Consider the following 22,820-nt stretch of genomic DNA (forward strand, 5'->3'; position numbering starts at 1 on the left):
AAGATTCTGCGTATTTATATCAAACTTTTTCCAACAGCCTCAAGAGTCCGGTCAATCACCTCATCTGTGTGAGCGTCAGACAGGAACATTGCTTCAAACTGGGAAGGCGCAAGATGGATTCCCAGATTCAGCATTTTCTTGAAATATTCTGCAAAGGCCTGTGTATCGGAAGTTTTTGCCGTAGTGTAATCCACCACCTCTTCCTCTGTGAAAAACAGGCTTCCAAGTGAGGAGATATGGTTTAAACGGTAATGAAGACCCTTTTCTTTCAGAATTGCCTCCATGCCGCCGTAGAGCCTGCTGCCTTTTCTTTCCAGACCTGTGTAGATCTCCGGATGCTGATACAGATACTTAAGCTGCGTCAGACCTGCTGCCATGGCAATTGGATTGCCGCTTAAGGTTCCTGCCTGGTAAACCTTTCCCACAGGCGCTACCATCTCCATCACATCAAGACGTCCGCCGTATGCGCCTACCGGCATTCCCGCGCCGATGATCTTTCCGTAGGTAACCAGATCCGGCTTGATTCCGAAATATTCCGCAGCGCCTCCGAAGGCCAGACGGAAGCCTGTAATGACCTCGTCAAAGATCAGAAGGGCGCCGTTTTCGTCACAAAGGCTGCGCAGCCCTTCCAGAAATCCTTCCTTTGGCGTAACAACGCCCATATTTGCCCCTACAGCTTCCACGATCACTGCCGCTACCTGGCCTTTGGCCTGGTCAAATAAAGCTTTTACGCTTTCCAGATCATTGTATACTGCCAGCATAGTATCTTCGGTGCAGCCCTTTGGTACACCTGCGCTGTCCGGTACGCCGCTTGTCATAACACCGGAGCCTGCGCTCACCAGCATGGCATCACAATGACCGTGATAACAGCCGGCAAATTTAATGATCTTATTTCTTCCGGTAAAGCCTCTTGCAGCACGGATGGCGCTCATGACAGCTTCTGTGCCGGAATTTACCATACGGATCATATCCACATGTGGAATATGCGAGCAGATAAACTCCGCCATCTCCACCTCTATTTCTGTAGCGCAGCCGAAGCTTAAGCCCTTTTCACAAGCCTTCACCACACTCTCCCGGATAGCCGGGAAATTGTGTCCAAGAATCATCGGACCCCAGGAATCAATGTAGTCGATATATTTATTTCCATCCACATCATAGATGTAACATCCGTCCGCACAGTCAATGAATCTGGGAGCCTCCCCGATGGCGCCGTAAGCACGGACCGGGCTGTTTACCCCTCCCGGGATTCTCTTTACCGCTCTTTCAAATAATTCCTCTGATCTTGTCATCAGCCGATCCTCCCTTCATCCATGAGTTTTGCGATCATTTCTGCATAGTAAGTGATATAGATCTGTGCGCCGGCACGGTAAGCTCCCACTGCCATCTCGCCAACGATCCTTTCCTCATCGATCCATCCCATCTTTGCCGCAGCCTTTACCATAGCATACTCACCGCTTACGCTGTAGGCTGCCACCGGAACATTCACAGCCTTCGAAATTTCAGAAACCATATCAAGATAGGAAAGGGCAGGCTTTACCATGATAATGTCAGCACCTTCCTCAATATCGGTCAGCGCTTCCTTCATTCCCTCTCTTCTGTTATGGAAATCCATCTGATAGCTTCTGCGGTCACCAAACGCAGGTGCACTTCCCGCAGCATCACGGAAGGGCCCGTAGAAGGCAGAGGCATATTTTACCGCATAGGACATGATGGGGATTCTGTTAAAACCATTTGCATCCAGCTTTTCCCGGATGGCACCCACACGCCCGTCCATCATATCAGAGGGAGCCACCATATCCGCTCCCGCTTCCGCATGTGAAAGAGCTGTTTCTGCCAGCAGCTCCAGTGTCTTGTCATTGTCCACATCATGACCGCAAAGCACTCCGCAATGTCCGTGGGATGTATATTCACACATGCAGACATCTGTCACATAGTAAAGGTCCGGAAATTGCTTTTTTGCCTCCCGAAGGGCTTTCTGAACGATTCCATCCTGTGCGTAGGCACCGCTTCCCACCTCATCCTTATGGTCCGGGATTCCAAACAGCATTACGCTGGATACCCCAGCCCGGGTCAGCTCCTCCAGCTTATAAGGAAGCCTGTCAAGGCTGTAACGGTACTGCCCTTCCATGGAGGGGATCTCCTCCTGGATATTTTCCCCTTCCATTACAAACAGAGGGTACATGAGAGAGGATTTGTCCATTCTTGTCTCTCTCACCATTTTACGCAGCGTTTCACTGCCTCTTAATCTTCTTGGTCTTTGAATCAGTTCCATTTTTATTCGCTCCTTTTTAATTGCTCCACCAGACAGATCAGGCTGTCAATGGTCGCTTTTTCTGACATATAGGTTTCCATTCCGTATTGGTCTGCTGCCGCTTTCGTCTGTTTTCCGATACATGCGGCTTTTACCTTTGTATAGTCAAGGCCCTTTGTGCCTTCCACAAATCCTTTTACGGTAGATGCGCTGGTAAACACCACGCAATCAATATTTCCGTCCTCAAACTCCTTTTTCTCATCAATCAGAGGGCTGCACTCATAAACAGTGGCGTATGTGGGCACATCATCCACCAGCGCTCCTGCCTGTTCCAGATATTTTACCAGATTTTCATTTCCCTTCTCCGCCCTTGGTATGAGAATATGGTCTCCGGCTGAAAGCTTTTCAGCCAGTTCTTTTCCCAGCGTATCGCCGTCATAAACAGTTGGGATAAAATCTGCTTTCAGGCAGTATTCCTTTAATTTCTTCTGAGTGCCCTCTCCGATGGCTGCAATCTTTATATTGCCAAGGCAGCGGATATCAAGTCCCTGCTTCTTTACTTCTCCGAAAAAGATATCCACCCCTGTAGGGCTTGTAAACACCATCCACTGATAGCTCTCCATTTTGCGGAAGGCTTCGTGGAGACGCGTCTGGTCTGCAAGAGCCTCCGTGCGGATCGCGGGAAGCTCCAGCACCTCCGCGCCCTTTTCCCGAAGCTTTGCCGCAGTCCTGGAAATCATATTTCTTGGACGTGTAACCAGCACCTTCCAACCCGCCAGCGGCAGCCTTTCATACCAGGCAAAGTCATCTGCCAGGGTGCATACCCTTCCCACTACAATGATGGCAGGCGTTTCAATTCCCTGTCTGTCCACCTCTTCTTTGAGAGTGGAAACTGTGGCGATGATCCGTTTCTGTCCCGCCGTGGTGCCTTTCTGCAAAATAGCAGCCGGCATATCCGGCTCCATTCCGCCCTTTAGCAATCCACTGCAGATATCTGAAAGCGCCGCTACGCCCATGAGAAACACCAGCGTTCCCTTTGTCCGTACCAGAGCTTCAAAATCAATGTCGTATTCTTTTCCGGCGCGCTTATGTCCTGTGATGATATGCAGGGAGGAAGTGAAATCCCTGTGAGTTACCGGAATGCCGTTATAGGCAGGCACCGATAAGGGAGAGGTCACTCCCGGCACCACCTCGTAGGGAATCCCATATTCCGTGAGAAGCTCCAGCTCCTCTCCTCCTCTGCCGAAAAGGAAGGGATCGCCGCCCTTTAAACGCACCACCCGTTTTCCCTTCTGCGCCTCATCCAAAAGGACCTTGTTGATTTCCTCCTGTGGCATAGTGTGATGATTTGCCCTTTTTCCCACATTGATCAACTGTGCCTTTGCAGGAATCTTTGATAAAACGCCCTGACCAACCAGGCTGTCATAGACTACCACCTCTGCCTGCTGCAAGACCTCCATGCCTTTCATGGTAAAAAGCCCCACATCTCCCGGACCGGCTCCCACCAACCATACTTTTCCTACTGACATGTGCCCTCTCCTTTCCTGCATCTCTCTCTTAAATCTTCAGCAAGGGCAATACCGAGTTTCTCCCCGTCATTTGCCCTTCCTCTGATGCTTCCTTTCAAATATCTGCCCGTCTCCGGATCAAAATAGAGTCCCCGCAGGAAAATCTCTTCCCCGGACACCTCTGCGTAAGCTGCGATGGGCGATGTACAGCCCCCGTCCAGATACCGCACAAATGCCCGCTCTGCAACTGCTGCAAACCGGGACTCCCTGTCATCGTAGCCCTTTATAAAATCATAATCAAGCCCTTCTTTTCCCTGAACAGCCAGAATGCCCTGACCGGCTGCAGGAAGCATCTCATCCTGTGAAAAATAACGGCTGATCCTGCTTTCCAGACCCAGCCGCTTTAGTCCGGCTGCCGCCAGGATCAATGCGGAATACTCACCGCTTTCCAGCTTTTTTAATCTGGTCTGCAGATTTCCCCGCACGCTCTTTACCTTCATATCCGGATAAAGTGCTTTTAATTGCAGCGTCCTTCTCAGGCTGGAGCAGCCGAGAGGTTTTGTTTTGTCGAGCTCTGTCGCCCCTTCCGGAAGCACGAGCACATCTCTCGGGTCCTCTCTTTTTGAAAAAGCAAGCAGCGGCAGCTCATCAGGCAGCTCCATGGGCATGTCCTTCATACTGTGAACAGATAACTGGCTTCTTCCGTCCATAAGGGCTTTGTCCAGTTCCTTTACGAAAAGGCCTTTTCCGCCTATTTTATCGAGAGTGCGGTCCAGGATTTTATCTCCTGTGGTCTTCATTGTGAGAATCTCAACCTTTGTGTCCGGGTTCGCCCCCACAATATAATCCCGCACCATCTCGCTCTGCAAAACAGCAAGTGCGCTCTCCCTGCTGCCTATAACAATTTTTCTACTCATAGTCATCCTCACCCTTCGACATCTCTTCCAAAAGCGCCTGAATCTTCTCTCTGACAGCTTTTGCTTTTTTATGGTTCACACCGCTGGCCGTTACGCCTACTACGGTTTCATCCTTCATGCAGATCCCGGGAAAATAGAAATCACACAGCTCCCTGTCGCTGGCTACGTTTACGTAAATTCCCTCTTCCTTGCAGATATGGTAAATCTCATCATTTAATTTCCAATCATTTGTCACAGCCAGAACCATATATGCCATATCAAAGTCCGAACGCTTTACCGGGCGCGCATGGATCCGGATTTTTCCTGCCTTTCCCATCTCCAGCAGCTCTGCAGTCATCCGCGGTGCGATAACCGTAATATTCCTTGTAAACATCAGCAAAGTTTTGACTCTTCTTGTGGCAATGCTCCCACCGCCTGCCACTACAATATTTTTATCCGATAAATCCACAAACATGGGAAAAAATGGTTTATTCCTCATATATTTTCTCCAGTCCTTCCACGCACTCCAGAAAGGCTTCCTGGTTCAGACTGTCTCTCAGACCAAAGATCAGCTTGTTGATCACCTTTCCTGCTGCCGTGTCCACTGTTTCCAGAAGCTTCTTCCTGTGGCTTTCCTCCATCGGCGTGCTCTTCAGTATTTTTGCAATTCTCAGGTTCAGATCATTGACCGCCTCGGCTTTTATCTCCTGAATCCTTGGAATGATATCTCTTCCGTCCAGCCACTGGTAAAATTCGTCCATCTGACTGCTCACTATGGAACCCGCCGCCTCCAGATTCTTCTGAAGCTCCTCAGGCGTTTCATCCATGTGAAAGCTGTCCATATCGTAAAGAGTGATCCCTTCCAAAGCTCCGATCGTTGGCTCAATATCTCTCGGAACAGCCAGATCGATCAAAATCAATGGCTTTGTCAGGTTAAGGCTCTCAAAAAGCTCCTGCGTTAAGGTAAAGTTAGGGCTGGCGGTGGCGCTGACTGCCAGATCGCATTCCGGCAGATAATCTGTACGTTCTCCGTAATTAATTCGCTTACATCCAAAAGGAATATTCACCACTCCGCTTCTGTACTGGCGCACGGTAACCGTTACATCAGCTCCTGCTTCCTGCAGGGTCTGTGCTGCCACCTTTCCCATTTCACCGTTTCCGATCACCATGCAGCGTTTTCCCTGCACGACATATCCCTCTTTTTCCAGGGTATGGATCGCCTGATGAATGACAGAAGGATTTCCATGGGAAAAGGGCACCTCTGTCTTGATCTTTTTCCCCGCTGTAACAGCCATTCTGAAAAGGACCTCCAGTACCCCGTCAGCCGTATAATGCTCTCTTGCCAGGCTTAACGCCTCCTTTACCTGGGTCAGGATCTGATCCTCCCCCAAAATCTGGGATTTCAGTCCGCTGGTCAGGTAAAACAGATGCTCCACGGCCTCACGGTCCTGCCGCGCCACAAAATACTTTCTGTATTTATCATCCTCAATGCCTTTCAGACTGCAAAGGTCCTCATACAGAGACGGACAGACCTCATCATCGACGCTTGCCCAGATCTCCAGACGGTTGCAGGTGGAAAGAATCACGCATCCATAAATCCCCTTCATCTCTTTCAGCCGCTCCATGGCCTCCCCTGCGTTTTTCTTTGTAAAAGCAAACAGGGCGCGGATGTCTATCGGTGCCATGTTATGGTCAATTCCTATCATGGAAATACTCATTACCGTTCCTTCTCCTTTGTGTATATGATCACCTTAACATCATAAACATTCAACCCGGGATTGTCAATTGGAAACAGGCTTTTTCGGCATCCATTTCCGCCCTATTTATTGACAAAAAAACAGCATCAAGCTTATAATAATCTACGGTAGAAATCATTACGCGGAGCATCTATCACTTTTGGAGGAAAGATTTCATGATTTTAGCAAAAAAGACAGCCATTCTTGTCGTAAGCTTCGGTACCAGCTACCCGGAAACAAAAAAAGCCTGTATAGATTCCATTGAGGATTCCATCAGAAATGCCTTTCCTGAATGTGGGATCTATCGGGCCTGGACCAGCAAAATGATTCTTGCCAAGTTGAAAAAAAGAGACGGACTTCATATTGACAATGTTGCGGAGGCTATGGAGCGGATGGCTTCTGACGGTATTACAGATGTGGTGGTTCAGCCCACACATGTGATCAACGGTATTGAAAATGACCGTATGAAAAAGGACGTCCTTTCTTTTGCAGGCAGTTTCCAGTCTATCCGGTTCGGTACTCCTCTTCTCACCAGCGAAGAAGACCACGCTGCGGCTGTGGAGGCTGTTATGCAGGAATTCCATGATCTGGATGCAAAAGAAGCTCTTGTGCTCATGGGACACGGAACCAGCCACTATGCCAACTCCGTTTACGCGGCTCTTGATTACCGCTTTAAGGATATGGGCGCCCCCCATATTTTTCTCGGCACCGTGGAAGCTTATCCCGGTATGGAACAGCTTCTGAAAATGGTGAAGGCATATGATCCTGTGCAGGTGACGCTGGCTCCCTTTATGATCGTAGCGGGCGATCACGCAAACAATGACATGGCAGGCGATTCCCCGGATTCCTGGCTCAACCAGTTTGAAAACGCAGGCTTTCATGTACGTCCTGTACTGAAGGGTCTGGGTGAATATGAAGGTATCCGGAACCTTTTTGTCAGTCATGTAAAAGATGCCATGGCTTTTTAAAATTCCAAACGGAGAGCCGGTTTCCTTCCTGCTCTCCGTCTGCATATCCAGTCTGTATTCTTCATATCTTTAAAGGAAGTTCAGCAAAGGAAAATATCCTATGAATAACCATTATCCTTTCGTCAATTCTCCCCTTCCCTATCCTTACGATGCAATGGAACCATATATCGACGCCCTGACCATGGAGCTCCATCATAACCGTCATCTCCAGACATATGTGGATAATCTGAACAAGCTTTTAAAAGACTATCCCGCCTATCACAGATTGTCTCTGGAAGAACTTCTGCTATACGTAAAATCCCTGCCGGAAAACATCCAGACAGGGATTCAGAATAACGCAGGCGGTGTTTACAACCATATTCTATATTTTTCATGCCTGAAAAATCCCTCCGCTGACATCCTTCCAGGTCCTCTGGAACAGTTGATTCCAAAATATTTTCAGGATTTTGAAGGATTCCGGGCGGCTTTCACAAAGGCTGCCTTATCCGTATTCGGCTCCGGCTATGCCTGGCTCGCGGCGGATGCCTTTGGTCATCTGCACATTATGACCACGTCCAATCAGGACACCCCCTTTTCCCAGAACCTTTTTCCCCTTCTCAATCTGGATGTGTGGGAGCATGCCTACTATCTGAAACATTACAACGATCGGGCCGCATACATTGGGGACTGGTTTCACCTGGCAAACTGGGAACAGGCAGCAGAAAATTACAGGCGGCTTTTTCCTTAATTACTTTGTCTTTACCAATTCCTTAAGGGTTTCCAGAAATTGCGGGGCACAGCCAAGTACATCTGAATTTTTCAGATAAGGAAGTGTCTCTCCCTCCCAGGTGACTGCAATGCCTCTCGCCTCGGCAAGGATCAGACTTCCCGCTGAATAATCCCAGGGCTTTAAATTCTGTTCAATATAACCGTGCTGCCGCCCACAGGCAATATAGCATAAGTCAAGAGCTGCGGAGCCTGTGCGCCGGAAATCTGCGCAGTTCATAAATACCCTGTAAAATACCGGAAACAGATCCTTTGCTCTGTTCTTCTCGTATGGAGAAGAGCCAAAAGATACTACTGCATCTTTAAAGTCCTGGAGCGTGGAGACTTTTATCTTCTTCCCGTTTAAAAAGGCTCCTTCTCCCTTTGCGGCGTGGAACAGCTCGTCGGTAAAAGGATTATAGACTGCGCCGAAGGTAATTTCGCCTTTCTCATATAGACCCAGTGACACGGCGCTTAAATGATAATCCTGGATCAGATTTGTCGTTCCGTCAATAGGATCCAGGATCCAATAGGATTCTTTTTCCGAAAGATCCCGGTTTTCCTTCTCCTCCGCGATCATGGAAACCTGTGGAAACTCCTCACATAAACTGTTTTTTAAAAACTCCTGGACTGCAAAATCCACATTTGTCACATAATCGGCTGCGCCCTTTACGGTCACCTTTTCCTGTGACATTTCACGGTAAATTAAAGGCTTTGTCTGCTTTACCAGCTCTAAAACTCTATTTTTCTGTGTTTCCGTAAGCATTCTTCGTGTACCTCATTCCTTTTTTCATGAGGAAACCTGACTGAAGCCTGTACTGCTATGCAGCAGAGTAGACCCGAACTCTCAGCGGTATTCCCAGAGAATCGGCAAGTTCCTGGCTTTTCCGTACGTTTTCCTCTCCGATACAGTCTACCACAGTGAAGCGTACATCTTCAAGATACTTTCTGCAGTCCTGGGCAAACCGGAGCATGGCGTCAAAGGATTTTTCGCCGTAAGCAGGGTTTACTACCTCACAATAGGATTTTGCATCCGGCATGTTCAGGCTGACGGAAACACAATCCACTGCTTTACAGACCTCCTCTGCAATGGAACGCTTATGGATCAGGTCACCAAGTCCGTTTGTGTTTAACCTGAGCCGTAAATCATACCGTTCCCTTACGTACCTGCTGACAGCAAGCATTTTATCCAGCGCCATAGTAGGCTCGCCGTAGCCGCAAAATACAGCCTCCTTACAGCCGCTAAAGTCAAACGCGTCAATAGCTTTATAGATTTCCTCCAGAGAAGGTTCATGCTCAAACCACAGATTATTTGCCTCTCCCACGGAATTCCCATTATTGCGGATGCAGAAAGTGCATCGGCAGGGACATTTGTTTGTGATGTTAAAATAAATCTGGTCTTTGTAACGGTATACAATATCTGTCATACTATTAAATTCCTTTCGCCATATTTTGTTTGAATCCCAGTCGGTCAAGTGCAGCACCAACGATAAGAAAGGCGATCGCGCTTCCGCCGGACTGGATAATGCTTCCGCTGATAGATGTGAAGAAAGCTGCGGTAAAGCCAAACATGATTCCTTCCGCCACATAATATCCCACTGCAGAAATCCAAAATGCAATAATGGTAGCAAGCACATTCCTCTTCGTCACGATCTTATTTCCTTTTGAGGAAAACGGAAGACAGATGAGCATCTTAATGATGATCGTGGCTGGCGCCCATACAGGAGAGGTGAGAAGATCTGCAAGCCCGCCGCCTATGGCACCTGCCGCAAACGCATAGGGCATGGGCAGAATGGCTGCTGCCAGATAGATCATCGTGTCTCCAAGATGGACATACCCGCCGTTCATTCCAAATGGAATATGGAGAATATATGCTGTCATCAGGGTCGTGAGCGCCGCAAAGATGGCGGTGACAGTGATGCGCCGCACCTTCACGCTTGTTGTTTTGTTTACTGCTGTGTAATCTGTCATGAGAATCTCCTCCTTTTATTTTCCTATCTCCCACAGCTCGTGCAGGTATGTTTCAAAGCACACGCCATCATTCCGGTCTGTCCCTTCTTCTACTGCGTCCTGTATGGCTTTTGACAAAAACTCCACTGCCTTTTCCACGCATCTCTCCATGGGAACGCCTTTTACCAGACCTGCGCTGAGAATGGATGCAAATAAATCCCCTGTACCGGAATAGCTGCCCCCTGTCTTTTCTGCAAAGAACCAGGATGCTTTTTCCCTTTGACTTACCAGATTTCCGATCCGGAGAGGTCTTCCCTCCTCCTGCTGATCGATTCCGGTGATCACCGCTGAATCCAGTTCAAAGGTCTGGCAAAGCTTTTGTCCAAGCTCCTCAATATTGCCCAGGTATTCGTTTCCCTGACTGCCGGAAAGTACTTTGTAATGTGTTTCCATTCCGGACCTGCCATACAGAAGCAGAAGCGCCTCTGTAAGATTGGGTGTGATCACCTGTGCCTGCTTTGCAAGGCTTCTCATCTGACTGCACAGTCCATCCGAAAAAATGTCGTATACTTTTCCCTGGTCGCCCATAACAGGGTCTACCAGTACCAGGGTATCATCCCCGCAAAAGCGCTCAAAAAAAGAAAGGATTTTTTCTGCCTGAGCCTCTCCTGCCAGAAAACCTGTATAGATCCCGTCTGGCTGAAAGCCTCGCTTTTCCCATTCCTCCATAATGGCATCCATTTTTAATGTATAGTCATCGCAGAAATAGGAGGCGTAGCCTGTCTGGTTGCTCAGGACTGCCGTTGGAAGGGGTACTGCCTGAACACCCATGGCAGAAATCACAGGGATTGCTGCCGTCAGCGAGCATTTTCCCAGACCGGACAGATCATTGATCACTGCTATTTTTTTCAATTATGTCACTCCACTCTTGTTTTCTTAAAGATTTTGATATAGAATAGCACCAAAGTGTATCTTTATAAATATCCAAAATTAACTATTTTTTAGGGGACAGTTTTATGCTAGATATTGAAAAAAAGGGAAAGAAAGGGACTCTCTATCTGGAGGTGTATCAATACTATAAAGATCTGATCCTGGAAAAAAAGCTTTTGCCTGGCAGTAAAATGCCGTCTCTCAGAAAGAGTGCCCAGGAACTGAAGCTTTCCAGGACTACCATTGAAAATGCTTACCTGCAGCTTGCGGCTGACGGATATATTATTTCCAAGGCGCAAAGCGGCTATTATGTTACGTCTATTGCGCTTCACAAGCAGCAGACAAAGGAGGCGGCATTGGATAGTGCTCCCCGCTGCCGCTATGATTTTGCTTCCTCTGGTGTTGACAGGGAGAGCTTCCGTTTTGACCTGTGGAGCCGCTATATAAAAAGTGCTCTGCGTCAGGATGAACGGATGCTGACTTATGGGGAAGCCCAGGGGGAGCGTGATTTTCGGGAGACTCTTGCGGCTTATATCCGGGAACGGAGAAATGTCATCTGTTCTCCGGATGATATTGTGGTGGGGGCCAGTGTGCAAAGCCTGCTGCAGATCTTGTGTCCCCTCATAAAATCTCTCTATCCTTTTCATCGTCCACAGAAGGAGGATGCGCCCACTGTATCCTTTCCTACACCGTCTTTTATCCAGGGAAGTACTGTATTTGAGGATTTTGGATACCAGGTGCGGTACCGGAATAAGGACAGTGATGTGATCTACGTTTCGCCAGCGCACATGACAAAATGGGGGGAGATCATGCCGGTTTCCAGGCGGCTGGAGCTGCTGCGGTATGCGGCGGAACATGATAGTCTTGTCATTGAGGATGATTTTGAAAATGAGTTTGTTTATCTGCAAAAGCCTACGCCTTCTCTTTTCGGGCTTTCCGGAGGGCAGGGGGTGGTCTATATCGGGTCTTTTTCCAGGCTTTTGCTGCCTTCTATCCGTATTAGTTTTATGGTGCTTCCGGCTCCGCTTCTGGAGGCTTATAAGAAAAAGGCGGGATGCTATAACCAGACCGCTTCAAAAGCGGAGCAGATTGCGCTTTGCCAGTTTATACGGGATGGTCATCTGGCGGCTCAGACGAGAAAGCTGAAACGGCTTTATTCGCAGAAGCTGAAGCTGCTTCTGGGGGCTGTGCGGGAGGTTTTTGGGGAGGATTGCCGTGTGCGGATCGGAGCGGCGGGGACGAGTCTTGCGCTTACTTTGCGGGTTGAGGATTCCATATCGAATGAAAGAAGTTACGGTGGCTCACCGGGGGAGTGGCTGATGCGGAGGGCGCGGGAGCATGGGGTGATGGTGGAGGTTCTTCGGGTAGAAGGGGAGGATGTGACGGTTATTCTTTCTTGCTCTGCTATGAATGCTGGAGATTTTGTGGCGGGGTGTAGGGTGCTTCGGGAAGTGGTAGAATAAGCGAGGGGGAAAGCTCGGAGAGCGAAGGCCGCATTCCCCCTCGCGCTCCCCCTTTTGGCCCGCTTGAGAGCGTAGGGTTATGGGGGCGGAGGATGGACGTACGGTAGAGGTTTTGTGAGAGATTTGATTAGTCTCTAGTGTTGTTTATCATGTAGAGGAGGGCGTTGCAAATGCAGGCGGCGATGTTGGAGCCGCCTTTTCGGCCGCGGGCTATGATGTAGGGGGTGGTGGTTTTCATGATTAGTTCTTTTGATTGGACTACGTTTACGAAGCCTACGGGGACGCCGATGATCAGTTCGGGGGATAGCTTGCCTTCCTGGATGAGTTCGTAGAGGCGTACCAGGGCTGTGGGGGCGTTGCCGATGGCAAATATTAGTTTTTTGTTCAGGGAGGCGGCTTTGTCCATGCTGGCTGTGGCGCGGGTGGAGCCGTTTTCTTTGGCGATGCGGGCTACATCCTCGTCGGACATGAAGCAGCAGACTTCTCCGCCGTAGCGTGCAAGGGCGCGCTTGTTGATCCCTGCTTTTGCCATCTGGGTGTCGGTGACGATCCAGGCGCCTTCTTTTATGGCAGAGATTGCTTTTTCTACTGCATTTTCGGAAAAGCAGAGATTTTTAGCATAGTCAAAGTCTGCGCTTGTGTGGATGCAGCGTTTTACGATTAGCTCTGTGCCGGGGATCAGAGGGGTGTCGCCTAATTCCTCTGTAATGATCTCAAAGCTTCGCTTTTCGATGTCCATGGGTTTTACGTTTTCCAGTTCGATTTTCATATTTTACCGCCTTTCCTGATTAGGGTATATCTCCGTATCGCATAGATACGCTTTTCTTTATTTTTTTCAGATTCCTGCTTCTAAGATTTTGTAGATTGCATTCATGTCCAGGTGCTTCCGAAGCTCTGATGCCAGGATATCGTACTGGGTTTCCTTGAATGCCTGGAAGTCTACTCCGGTCATCTGGGAGACGTCGATTCCTTTTTTTTCTCCCAGGGCACGCACCAGTGCCTCTGCAACCTCTTCTCTGTCAAATACGCCGTGTACGTAAGTTCCGCATATGTTTTCAAAATAAGCGCCGTCGGCCTTCTGGGTTCCGCTGACGCTGTCGCGGATGGTTGTGGACGGTGCGGCATTTCCCTTTAATGTTGTTTCGCCCATGTGGATCTCATAGCCTTCCAGGACTGCTCCGCTCAATGGTGCGAGAATGCCGGAAAGCTCCTGGAAGCTTCCGGTGACACGGGTTCTTGTTTTATTTTCTGCAAAAACGGTATCCATGGGAAGAAGTCCCATTCCGGCTATGGTTCCTCCTGCTTCCACGCCGAAGGGGTCGCTTAACGTCTCACCCAGCATTTGGTAGCCGCCGCAGATTCCGAAGATCACCTTACCGTGGGAGGCTTCCTTCAGAACAGCAGTCTCCATGCCGCTTTCCCGCATCCAAAGAAGATCCTCCATGGTGTTTTTAGTGCCGGGGAGAATGATCATATCCGGGTTTCCAAGCTCACTTACATGCTTTACATATCGTAAAGATACTCCTGGAATGCTTTCCAGTGGGTTAAAGTCCGTAAAGTTGGAAATTCTGGGGACTCTGATCACGGCAATGTCGATCAGGCCCACCTCCTGCTTTCTCTCAAAACGCTCGGTCAGGCTGTCCTCGTCCTCCACCTGGATGTTCAGGTAGGGGGCCACTCCCACAACAGGAATACCGCTTTTTTCTTCCAGCATTTCCACGCCAGGGTCAAGGATCGTCTTATCGCCGCGGAACTTGTTGATCACCAGACCCTTTACCATAGCTTTCTCATCATCCTCAAGGAGCATGACGGTACCGATAAGCTGGGCAAATACTCCTCCGCGGTCAATGTCACCAACAAGGAGTACAGGGGCTTTTGCCATCTTTGCCATTCCCATGTTCACAATATCGTCAGATTTCAGATTGATCTCCGCTGGGCTTCCGGCTCCTTCTATCACAATAATATCATTTTGTTCCGCAAGGGTGTTGTACGCCTTCATAATGTCCGGGATCAGCTTCTTTTTATATTTAAAGTAATCCCTGGCGCTCATGGTTCCCAGAACCTCGCCGTTTACAATCACTTGGGAGCCTGTATCGTTTGTGGGCTTTAAAAGGATCGGGTTCATGAGAACCGACGGCGCGATCCCTGCCGCCTCCGCCTGCATCACCTGTGCCCTGCCCATCTCCAGTCCCTCCTCTGTGATAAAGGAGTTCAGCGCCATATTCTGGGACTTAAAGGGTGCCACCCGGTAGCCGTCCTGCTTGAAAATCCGGCAAAGTCCGGCTGCCAGCAGGCTTTTACCCGCATTTGACATGGTACCCTGCACCATAATTGCTTTTGCCATATTGATATCCTCTTTTCTCTGTCAGGCCAGTATTTCCCTGAATGCTCTCATAAGCCGCCTGTTGTCTTCGTGATTCTTTACCGCGATCCGGTAATATCCTTTGCAAAGTCCCGGGTAATTGCTGCAGTCCCTGATAAGAAAGCCTTTCTCTACACAGGATGTAAACAGGCTTTCCGGGCCTTTGAAAAAGATATAGTTTGCCTGGGAAGGAAAAACCTGTAAACCAAGGCTTTTCATTTCATCTTTCAGATATTCCGCCTCCTGAAAGACAAGCTGCCTTCCTGCTTCCACGTACTCACATTCTTTCAGTGCCGCAAGTCCTGCGGCGTGTGCCATGGCGGATACATTCCAGGGCTGTGTCATTTCTCCCATTTTTTCCAGTACCGACCTGTCTGAACAGAGTCCGTAGCCCAGCCGCACGCCTGCCATGGCATAGCGCTTTGTAAAAGCCTTTAACAGAAACAGGTTTTTATATTCTTCCAGCCGGGATTTCAGGGTATAATTTTCCGGTTCTTTTACGAAATCGAGAAAGCATTCATCGATCACCAGAAAAATGCCAAGCCTCCTGCATTTTTCCAGAAGCTCCAGAAGCAGCTCTCTTTCTATGAGAAGTCCTGTTGGATTGTTTGGATTGCAGAGAAAGACCATATCCAACTCCGGATGGATGGCTTCCAGAAGGCTTTTTCCAATCTCAAAGCCTTCCTCTTCTGTCAGCCAGAAGTGCTCCACCGCACAGTCCACGCTTTCCAGCGCCTGTTCGTATTCCGCAAAGCTTGGTCCCGGCACAAGAGCTTTCCTCGGCTTTCTTGCCCGACAAAGAGAAAAAATCAGTTCTGCTGCCCCGTTGCCGCAGATTACCTGCGAGGCATCCACCCCTTCATATACCCCAAGAGCCTCACGCAAAGGCTCGCAGCCTACACGGGGATAATCCCCCAGACATTCCAGGCTGTCTATGATCGCCTGCTTTACGCTGTCCGGCGTACCCAGCGGATTACAGTTTGCGGAAAAATCCACACAGTCTGCATAATGATAAACGTCTCCTCCATGAATATGCTTCTTCATTGCTGTCTCCATTCCAATCTTTTGTTTCTGCTGCGCCCTCCCACGGCTACCCGCGCCGTTTCAAACACCGCACATCAGCCTTACCGCTTCTCTGGCAGCCAAGAATACTGCCATTCCAAGGACTGCCGTACAGTACAGAAGACGGTTAGCTCTTTTTATGTCCTCCGCCTCGATCCTACGGATGTCGTCCCCAATGGTAGGCTTTTCATATAATTTTCCGAAATAATACGCATTTCCCGCAAGCTGGACGTTCAGCGCCCCCGCCATTGCCGCCTCTGTCTGGGCGGAATTTGGACTTGCGTGGTTTCTCCTGTCGCGGCGGTAGATCCTTGCCGCATTTTTTATATCCAGACCTGCAAACACAGTTGCTGCCACCATCAGCCAGCCGGAGATCCTGGCAGGGATATAGTTTGCCGCGTCATCCAGCTTTGCCGCGCAGCGCCCGTAATAAAGGTATTTGTCATTTTTATAACCCAGCATGGAATCCATAGTGTTGATCCCCTTATATAAAAACATAAGAGGCGCACCCCCAATCGCCATATAGATCATGGGAGCAATGATCCCGTCTGAGGAATTCTCCGCGATCGTCTCCACTGCCGCTTTTGTGACGCCCTCATAGGTCAGACTATTTGTATCGCGTCCCACGATCATGGAAACCGCGTACCGCGCCTCGTCCAGTGTGCCGTTTACAAGACGGTCGTACACCTTCATGCTCTCTCCCTTCAGGGATTTGGTAGCCAGAAGCTGATAACACCAGAAGGTTTCCAATACAAACCCCAAAATCGGCATCCATCTGTACAGGAGATACAGGATTCCAAAGGGAATGCCAAAGCTTAAGGCGCAGATACACAAAACCTCCAGGAAGCCTCCTGCCAGCTCTCCTCCCTTTGATTTCGGAAAAACACGGCGAATCCCCTTCTCCAGCACCTCGATCAGCTTTCCAATCAGGCATACCGGATGGTACAGCCACCTGGGATCCCCGAAAATCAAATCTAAAACAAACCCTGCAGGCAGGGCCAGTATCCTTAACATCATACTTCTCCTTGCTCCCGTTCCTTTCTGTATTCCAGGCACTTTTTAAGAAATGCCTTTGGAATTCGCGGATTCGCGTAATAATACAAATGTGGAAATCCTGCCAGAAGCCTGTCACTTCCGTGGATGCACTCCCATCCCCGGCTGCTCATGGGTTTTTCTGCACAGAAATCTGTTCCGCAGTTCTCCGAATCAAAATAATGGAATTCATGGGCAGGTATTGAGCCAAAACCTTCCTCCCCAAGTACCTCTTTTTTCTGGTTCAGAGTAATATATCCGAATCGGGTAAGCTTCGGGGTACGGAAAACCCTTCCCGGGATCACGCCTGCTGTCTTATAGAATTTTCCATCCATTCCCTCCATCTCCTCATGGAGATACATAAAACCTCCGCATTCCGCAAGGCAGGGCATTCCGTTTTTGAGGGCATGGGCAATGTCCCGGCGCATCCCGCTGTTTTTTTCCAGCGCTTCCCCGTTCAGCTCGGGATAGCCGCCATACAGCAGCAGGCCGTCCAGATTTTCCGGAAGGCTCTTGTCATGCACAGGTGAAAAGGTCACAAGCTCTGCGCCCATTTTTTCCAGGAGCCGGAAATTGTCCTCGTAAAAAAAGCAGAAGGCTTCGTCCTTTGCCAGCCCGATCCGCAATTTTTCACCTGTCTCCGTAACGGGGCTGCTGACCGTTTCCTTTTCATCGGAAATATTCCAGTCAAATGCTTCATCGTCCGTAAGCTCCTCCGGTATGGTAAGCTCCGGCGCATCCTCTGCAAGCTTTAAAATACCATCCACATCAAGACTTTTTTCCAGAATCTCGGAAAGCCTGAAAAGCCTCTCCTTAAGCTCCGGGATTTCCTCAGGAAGCACCAGACCAAGATGACGGCTTTCGATCACACAATCTGAAACCTCAGGGACATAGCCCAGCGCCTTCACCCCAAGTTCCTCCTCAACCAGCTTTTTCATCCTTGGATACAGCATAGGTGACATCTTGTTGAAGATCACACCTTTGATCCGGCTGTTTTCCCTGTATTCCAGAAATCCCTTTATGTAGGCGGCAAGAGAAACACTCATTCCTTTACTGTTCACGATCAGAATAACCGGCGTGTCCGTGGCTGCGGCCAGGTCATAGGCACTGGCCCTGGTGCTGATTCCGCCCACGCCGTCATAGTATCCCATCACGCCCTCCATTACGGCAATCTCACAATCCCCGGCGTTCTGCCCCAAAAGATAGCGTGTCCGTTCTTCGGAAATGAAAAAAGTATCCAGATTCCGGGATTTCGTACCAATGACACGGCTGTGGAACATGGGGTCAATATAATCCGGCCCGCACTTAAAGGAAGCGGTTTTGATTCCCCTGTTCACCAACACCTGTAAAAAGCCGCAGGTGATCAGCGTTTTTCCGCTTCCGCTGGCTCCCGCCGCAAGAAGGATCCTTGGAATCCTCATACCTTACCTTCCTTTCCCACCTGAACAGGTGATAATATAAATAGGGTTTTCGCCCATCATCATGTGATATCTTCCCACATTTTTGGAGCGCGCAGCCCCAAGCTGTACGATTTCTGTTTCTTCAAAGGCAAACTCCTGCATGACCTGCAGCGCCTCTGTAACGGTTTCCAGAGTAATGCAGTTGATCACGATCCGCACCCCGGGATTTTTGTCCAGCAAAAGAGACACGATCTCTCTCAGATTGCCTGAGGAGCCTCCGATAAAGGCATGTGTAGGAGACGGCAGCTCCTCCATGGCGCCAGGTGCTTCTCCTTTTATGATCACCAGATTGTCCGCTGCAAACTTCCGCTTATTCTCCTCCAGAAGTCCGGCGGCCTCCTCTTTTTTCTCTATGGCGTAGACCATTCCCTGAGAAGCCCTCAAAGCCATTTCCACAGAGACGGAGCCTGTTCCCGCACCAACATCATAGCAGATGGAATCCGCCGAAAGACGGAGCTTTGCCAGCGACACAGCACGCACCTCTTCTTTTGTCATAGGCGCTTTGCCCCGGATAAAGGCATTGTCCGGAATTCCGTGTGTGGCATTGCAGGGTACTGCCTTTTCGTTGTACGCACAGACAACGCTCAGTGCATCTCCCTCATACTCTGTCAGTTCCTCTGCTTTTTTCACAAAGATCGTTTCATTTTCATAGGACAGGTTTTCTCCCACATAGAGACGCACGCCGCCCATTCCGTAATACACAAGCTTACGTGCAAGCTTTGCCACCCCGTCCTTTGTACCGAGAATGGCAAAAACCTTTTGGCTGCAGCGGATCTCAGAAACCAGATTACAGCTTCTGCCGTGGGCGCTCACAAGCCTTGCATCATCCCAGGACAATCCGATCCTGGACATAAAATAAACCACGGAGGAAATACCGCAGATGACCTCCACGTCCTCTCCCAACCAATCCAGAAGCTTTTTCGCTCCGCTGTAAAAGCCCACATCACCCGAAAGAGCTATCACAATCTTCTCATATTCCGGGTGATTTTTGATGTATTCTCCGATTTTTTCACTGTTATATTCATATAAAACAGGCTGATGAGGCTCCCGCACCGCATCTGCCATCCGCTTTGCCCCGATGATCAGGTCTGCTTCCCGCACTGCCTTTTCTCCGGCAAGTGTCAGGGTGGAGCGGTCGCCCATTCCGATTCCCAAAAGGGTCACATGGGATTTCAATTCAAATCCAAATTGCCCGGCAAGCATTTTTTTGCATTCCGGAACTGACATGCCCTCCTCCTTCAGGGGACGGCCTATGATCACAGGCACCGCACCGCACAAAAGGGCGGCATCGATTTTTTCCTGAAAGCCGCCTGCTTTTCCGGTATCCTTTGTCACAAGATAGCGGCACTCATACTGCCGCAGCATAGCGGCATTCAGCTCCATGGAAAAGGGCCCCTGCATCCCGATAAGATGCTTTCCCTCAAATCCATAGCTTTTGCAGGCTTCCATCACAGACGGCAGAGAGAGCACCCTTGCGTACAGCCGTTCTCCGAAATCAGGGAGCGCCGTATATTTCTGCAGCTCCTTGCTTCCGGTAGTGAGAAGGATATTGCCTTTTGTGCCCTTCAGATACTCGATGGCTGCTTCCGTGTCTGCCACATAGACAGCGCTGTCTGCGTGATTTCCTTCCTCCCGGAGCACTCTCTGATAGGATACCCCTGCATTTTCACAGGCGCACCGGATATTGGCAGTCACCTCCGCTGCATAGGGGTGCGTGGCATCCAGGATAAGGCGGGGCGACATCTCCCCAAAAAGCTGTTCCATCTCTTCCTGGGTCAGTCTTTTAGAGCTGACCTTCAGATACTCTCCTTCTGTCAGCGATTTGCTGCCGTATTCGGTAGCAACACAGGCATAGACAGGAATCTTTTTTTCTGCCAGAAAGCGGCAGATCTCATAACCCTCCGTTGTGCCTGCAAATACGACCACATCATACATCTCTGTATCCTCTCGGTGTTACCATTTTTCCGTTGATATTTTTTGTCTGGGAATTTCCCACAAATACGGTGGTAAACATGTCTACCTTTGTATCGCGAAGCTCTTTCAGTGTCATAACCTGGGCTGTCTCACCCTCACGGGCAATATTTGCAACCGTTCCGCACACGGTATCCGGTGACTTATACTGCATCATCAGATCACATGCCTTCTGGAGATAGTCATGGCGTTTGTGACTGGACGGATTGTAAAGGCAGATCACAAAATCCGCCTGGGAAGCGCCCAAAAGGCGTTTTTCAATCTTTTCCCATGGAGTGAGAAGGTCACTTAAGCTGATCAGACAGAAATCATGGATCAGCGGAGCACCCAGAACAGAGGCTCCTCCAAGAGCGGCGGTCACACCCGGCACCACCTCAAGCTCAACCTCCGGGTATCTCTCCCCGATTTCATACATCAGACCTGCCATTCCATATACACCTGCATCACCGCTGCAGATCATGGAAACGGTCTGTCCTTTTTCCGCCTCGTCAAAGGCAAGGACGCAGCGATCCACTTCTTTACGCATAGGCGTGGTGAGAAAGCCTTTTCCAGGAAAATGATCCTTTACAAGATCCACATAAACCGTATATCCCACAATGATATCGCTTTCTTCCAGCGCACGGACAGCAGCACCTGTCATCTCCTCATAGGCGCCTGGTCCGATTCCTACCACATAAATCTTTTTTTCTTTACTCAAAACGTATCCTCCAATCTTCTATGGCAAGAGCGGCCGTCACGCCGTCTGCCGCCTGTTTCTTCTCTATCAGATTTCCCCCGCAAGCCCCGAGAACTGCGCTTCTCTCACAGACGTTATCAACACCCACTGTTTTTTTCACAAAGGCAGAAGGGGTAAAGTCTCCCTGCAGCGCCAGAAGCTCCTCTTCCGAAAAGGTCTGGAACGGAAGCTTCCATTTTTCGGAAAGGGCCAAAAGCCCTTCCTCGTCTTTTTTCAGGTCAATGCTGTACAAGCCCTTCAGTGCTTCCCTGTAAACCGCGGCGCTTTCCAGGCACCGTTCTGCGGCACGCATGGTGCCCTCTCCATCCTTTCCTCTCCGGCAGCCCATGCCAAGGCTTACCACAGAAGGGACTACATGGACGGTGGATGAAAAGGGGTTGCAGTCTTTATGGATCGTTACCGCGATCCCGATTTCCGGCACCTCATCATGAGCATCTGTCAGTCCTTCCGGCAGCTCCCCTTCCCAGGGAAACTCGCTGTAAAATCCCACCTTTTTTCCTGCAAGCAGTGCGGCGGAGACTTCCTTTGCCGCCTTCATGTTGAAAATGGCGCAGCCGTTTTTCTTCGCAAACACATCCACTGCAAACCGGCTGTGCAGGTCTGTGGCTGTTGTCACCACGGGAACTGCTTTCAGGATCTCAGCCGCCGCCAGCGCAAGGTCATTGGCTCCTCCCAGATGACCTGACAGCAGGGAAATCACAAATTTTCCGCACTCATCTGCCACCAGCACGGCAGGGTCCGTCTTTTTTGACGCCACAAAAGGGGCAATGCTTCTCACGGCAATGCCGCAGGCTCCGATAAAAATGATCCCATCCGCCTGCTCAAACTGTTCCTCTGCCCAGCTTTTGCAGGATACCGGAATAGAATCCGGCAGATATTTGCTCTTTCCGGAAAGGGACACTTCATATCCATTCTTCTCAAGTCCCTCTTTCAGCTTTTCCCCTGTCTCCCATCCGGTCAGGCTGTAACAAATCATGGATATTTTCATACTTTTATTCTGTTGCCTCACGGAATTCTGTTGTAAAGCCCGGGTCATAGAGCTTGGAACGCTCATAGTGGGCCGTATTTACGCAGTCGCCGATGATCATCAGCGCTGTCTTCGTAATATTGTTCTCTTTTGCCGTCTGCGCCAGGGTTCCCACGGTGCAGACAAATTTCTTTTCGTCATCCCAGGTTGCCTTGTATACAATGGCTGCCGGAGTATCCTCGCGGTAGCCGCCCTCGATCAGTCTGCGGCTTAATTCCTCCAGCATTCCTGTACTTAAAAATACCACCATAGTAGCCTGATGTGCAGCAAAGGACTGAATACTCTCCTTTGCCGGAACAGGTGTCCTGCCTTCCATTCTGGTAATGATCACACTCTGGGAAATATCCGGAAGGGTATATTCCAGATTCAGTGCGCTTGCAGCACCGCAGAATGCACTGACACCAGGGCAGTAATCGTATGGGATACCTTTTTCGTCCAGCACATCCATCTGCTCGCGGATGGCCCCGTAGATACATGGATCGCCTGTGTGGAGACGCACTGTTGTTTTTCCAAGCGCTTCCGCTTTTTCCATAACAGACAGCACTTCCTCCAGGGTCATTTTGGCACTATTATAAATGGTGCAGATATCCTTTGTGTATTCCAAAAGCTGCGGATTTACCAGAGAGCCTGCATAAATCACCACATCTGCTTCTTCAAGATATTTCTTTCCTCTCACTGTGATCAGGTCCGGTGCGCCCGAACCAGCTCCTACAAAATGAATCAT

22 protein-coding genes are annotated in these 22,820 nt (G+C 49.6%); 3 read left to right on the forward strand and 19 right to left on the reverse strand.

The features are described 5' to 3' along the window. Positions 1-14: 14 nt before the first annotated feature. From hemL to hemA, 6 genes are read right to left on the reverse strand one after another with little or no spacing between them, the layout of a single operon-like run. On the reverse strand, positions 15-1,289 hold the full coding sequence (gene hemL / locus ACESZH_RS07115; protein WP_373213767.1) for a glutamate-1-semialdehyde 2,1-aminomutase: 1,275 nt from the start codon (positions 1,287-1,289) through the stop codon (positions 15-17). After that, positions 1,289-2,272, reverse strand: a complete 984-nt coding sequence (gene hemB, locus ACESZH_RS07120) for a porphobilinogen synthase (RefSeq protein ID WP_373213770.1) — start codon at positions 2,270-2,272, stop codon at positions 1,289-1,291. Before hemB ends, hemL begins: the two co-directional genes overlap by 1 nt. Before the next feature lie 2 nt (positions 2,273-2,274). Then, positions 2,275-3,780, reverse strand: a complete 1,506-nt coding sequence (gene cobA / locus ACESZH_RS07125) for a uroporphyrinogen-III C-methyltransferase (RefSeq protein WP_373213773.1) — start codon at positions 3,778-3,780, stop codon at positions 2,275-2,277. After that, positions 3,771-4,676, reverse strand: coding sequence for a hydroxymethylbilane synthase (gene hemC, locus ACESZH_RS07130; protein WP_373213775.1), 906 nt, complete (start codon positions 4,674-4,676; stop codon positions 3,771-3,773). The genes cobA and hemC overlap by 10 nt, the downstream gene beginning before the upstream one ends. After that, positions 4,669-5,154, reverse strand: a complete 486-nt coding sequence (locus ACESZH_RS07135) for a bifunctional precorrin-2 dehydrogenase/sirohydrochlorin ferrochelatase (RefSeq protein WP_373213777.1) — start codon at positions 5,152-5,154, stop codon at positions 4,669-4,671. Before ACESZH_RS07135 ends, hemC begins: the two co-directional genes overlap by 8 nt. After that, positions 5,144-6,373, reverse strand: coding sequence for a glutamyl-tRNA reductase (gene hemA / locus ACESZH_RS07140; RefSeq protein ID WP_373213779.1), 1,230 nt, complete (start codon positions 6,371-6,373; stop codon positions 5,144-5,146). Before hemA ends, ACESZH_RS07135 begins: the two co-directional genes overlap by 11 nt. Before the next feature lie 194 nt (positions 6,374-6,567). Here hemA and ACESZH_RS07145 point away from each other — a divergent pair, with 194 nt between their 5' ends. Both ACESZH_RS07145 and ACESZH_RS07150 read left to right on the forward strand, forming a co-directional pair. Next, positions 6,568-7,359: a sirohydrochlorin cobaltochelatase gene (locus ACESZH_RS07145; protein ID WP_373213781.1), complete on the forward strand. Its 792-nt coding sequence runs from the start codon at positions 6,568-6,570 to the stop codon at positions 7,357-7,359. A gap of 100 nt (positions 7,360-7,459) precedes the next feature. Further along, positions 7,460-8,086, forward strand: coding sequence for a superoxide dismutase (locus tag ACESZH_RS07150; protein WP_373213784.1), 627 nt, complete (start codon positions 7,460-7,462; stop codon positions 8,084-8,086). Here ACESZH_RS07150 and ACESZH_RS07155 read toward each other — a convergent pair whose 3' ends face one another. Genes ACESZH_RS07155 through ACESZH_RS07170 form a run of 4 tightly spaced genes read right to left on the reverse strand, consistent with a single transcriptional unit; the run spans position 8,087 to position 10,965 of the window. Next, the gene (locus ACESZH_RS07155; RefSeq protein ID WP_373213787.1) at positions 8,087-8,869 is read right to left on the reverse strand and encodes an inositol monophosphatase; all 783 of its coding nucleotides are present in this window, start codon (positions 8,867-8,869) and stop codon (positions 8,087-8,089) included. A gap of 55 nt (positions 8,870-8,924) precedes the next feature. Further along, the gene (locus tag ACESZH_RS07160) at positions 8,925-9,530 is read right to left on the reverse strand and encodes a TIGR04100 family radical SAM protein (protein WP_373213789.1); all 606 of its coding nucleotides are present in this window, start codon (positions 9,528-9,530) and stop codon (positions 8,925-8,927) included. 4 nt (positions 9,531-9,534) lie between these two features. After that, entirely contained in the window at positions 9,535-10,074 is a 540-nt protein-coding gene (locus ACESZH_RS07165; protein WP_373213792.1) for a TIGR04002 family protein, read from the reverse strand. A 15-nt stretch (positions 10,075-10,089) separates the two neighbouring features. Further along, complete coding sequence (locus ACESZH_RS07170; RefSeq protein WP_373213795.1) at positions 10,090-10,965, reverse strand: pyridoxamine kinase; 876 nt, start codon at positions 10,963-10,965, stop codon at positions 10,090-10,092. A gap of 104 nt (positions 10,966-11,069) precedes the next feature. Here ACESZH_RS07170 and ACESZH_RS07175 point away from each other — a divergent pair, with 104 nt between their 5' ends. Then, positions 11,070-12,446, forward strand: a complete 1,377-nt coding sequence (locus ACESZH_RS07175) for a PLP-dependent aminotransferase family protein (RefSeq protein WP_373213798.1) — start codon at positions 11,070-11,072, stop codon at positions 12,444-12,446. 127 nt (positions 12,447-12,573) lie between these two features. On the opposite strand, the gene ACESZH_RS07180 is transcribed toward ACESZH_RS07175, so the two are convergent. From ACESZH_RS07180 to cobM, 9 genes are all read right to left on the reverse strand, one after another. Beyond that, a complete protein-coding gene (locus ACESZH_RS07180) occupies positions 12,574-13,215 on the reverse strand; it encodes a precorrin-8X methylmutase (protein WP_373213800.1) in 642 nt (213 codons plus the stop codon). Positions 13,216-13,281: 66 nt separating this feature from the next. After that, complete coding sequence (locus ACESZH_RS07185) at positions 13,282-14,790, reverse strand: cobyric acid synthase (RefSeq protein ID WP_373213802.1); 1,509 nt, start codon at positions 14,788-14,790, stop codon at positions 13,282-13,284. A gap of 21 nt (positions 14,791-14,811) precedes the next feature. Beyond that, a complete protein-coding gene (locus ACESZH_RS07190; RefSeq protein WP_373213804.1) occupies positions 14,812-15,852 on the reverse strand; it encodes a histidinol-phosphate transaminase in 1,041 nt (346 codons plus the stop codon). A 60-nt stretch (positions 15,853-15,912) separates the two neighbouring features. After that, positions 15,913-16,884 (reverse strand): adenosylcobinamide-phosphate synthase CbiB, encoded by a 972-nt coding sequence (cbiB, locus tag ACESZH_RS07195; RefSeq protein WP_373213807.1) that lies wholly within the window; start codon positions 16,882-16,884, stop codon positions 15,913-15,915. Next, the gene (locus ACESZH_RS07200) at positions 16,884-18,323 is read right to left on the reverse strand and encodes a cobyrinate a,c-diamide synthase (protein ID WP_373213810.1); all 1,440 of its coding nucleotides are present in this window, start codon (positions 18,321-18,323) and stop codon (positions 16,884-16,886) included. Before ACESZH_RS07200 ends, cbiB begins: the two co-directional genes overlap by 1 nt. Before the next feature lie 3 nt (positions 18,324-18,326). Next, positions 18,327-20,297, reverse strand: coding sequence for a precorrin-6A reductase (gene cobK / locus ACESZH_RS07205; RefSeq protein WP_373213812.1), 1,971 nt, complete (start codon positions 20,295-20,297; stop codon positions 18,327-18,329). After that, positions 20,290-21,030, reverse strand: a complete 741-nt coding sequence (gene cobJ, locus ACESZH_RS07210) for a precorrin-3B C(17)-methyltransferase (RefSeq protein WP_373213814.1) — start codon at positions 21,028-21,030, stop codon at positions 20,290-20,292. Before cobJ ends, cobK begins: the two co-directional genes overlap by 8 nt. After that, positions 21,023-22,057, reverse strand: a complete 1,035-nt coding sequence (locus ACESZH_RS07215; protein ID WP_373213816.1) for a cobalt-precorrin 5A hydrolase — start codon at positions 22,055-22,057, stop codon at positions 21,023-21,025. Before ACESZH_RS07215 ends, cobJ begins: the two co-directional genes overlap by 8 nt. A 4-nt stretch (positions 22,058-22,061) precedes the next feature. Beyond that, the gene (cobM, locus tag ACESZH_RS07220) at positions 22,062-22,820 is read right to left on the reverse strand and encodes a precorrin-4 C(11)-methyltransferase (protein WP_373213818.1); all 759 of its coding nucleotides are present in this window, start codon (positions 22,818-22,820) and stop codon (positions 22,062-22,064) included.

The organism is Ruminococcus sp. 5_1_39BFAA, from assembly GCF_964240875.1.
Lineage (GTDB): Bacteria > Bacillota > Clostridia > Lachnospirales > Lachnospiraceae > Blautia_A.